The 685-nt window shown below is 70.8% G+C and carries 1 protein-coding gene and 1 pseudogene; both read left to right on the top strand.

From position 1 onward, the window contains the following. Positions 1-2: 2 nt before the first annotated feature. Positions 3-92 (top strand): annotated as a pseudogene (locus ACH4B3_RS31780) (hypothetical protein); the annotation flags it as partial. Between the two features lie 36 nt (positions 93-128). Further along, a partial coding sequence (locus ACH4B3_RS31775) for a tetratricopeptide repeat protein (RefSeq protein ID WP_398468827.1) occupies positions 129-685 on the top strand: 557 nt, incomplete at its 3' end.

Genomic DNA, 685 nt, shown 5'->3' with positions numbered 1-685 from the left:
TGGTGCTGGGTGAAGACCACCCCGCCACCCTCGCCACCAGGAACAACCTCGCCCACTGGCGGGGGGAGGCGGGGGATGTGGCCGGGGCCGCTGAGGCTTACGCAGACCTGTTGGTCGACCAGGAGCAGGTGCTGGGTGAAAACCACCCCGACACCCTCACCACCCGGGGAAACCTCGCACTCTGGCGGGGGGAGGCGGGGGATGTGGCCGGGGCTGTGGACGCCTTCGCCGACCTGTTGGCCGCCCAGGAGCAGGTGCTGGGTGAAGACCACCCCGCCACCCTCGCCACCAGGAACAACCTCGCCCACTGGCGGGGGGAGGCGGGGGATGTGGCCGGGGCCGCTGAGGCTTACGCAGACCTGTTGGTCGACCAGGAGCAGGTGCTGGGTGAAAACCACCCCGACACCCTCACCACCCGGGGAAACCTCGCACTCTGGCGGGGGGAGGCAGGGGATGCGGCCGGGGCCGTGGACGCCTTCGCCGACCTGTTGGCCGCCCAGGAGCAGGTGCTGGGTGAAGACCACCCCGCCACCCTCGCCACCAGGAACAACCTCGCCCACTGGCGGGGGAAGGCGGGGGATGTGGCCGGGGCCGCTGAGGCTTACGCAGACCTGTTGGCCGACCAGGAGCAGGTGCTGGGTGAAGACCACCCCGACACCCTCACCACCCGGGGAAACCTCGCCCA

Origin of the sequence: Streptomyces sp. NPDC018031 (genome assembly GCF_044327625.1) — a bacterium.
Classification (GTDB): Bacteria; Actinomycetota; Actinomycetes; order Streptomycetales; family Streptomycetaceae; genus Streptomyces.
Note: the sequence above shows the minus strand (reverse complement) of the source record. Positions and strands in the feature narration are given on the sequence as shown.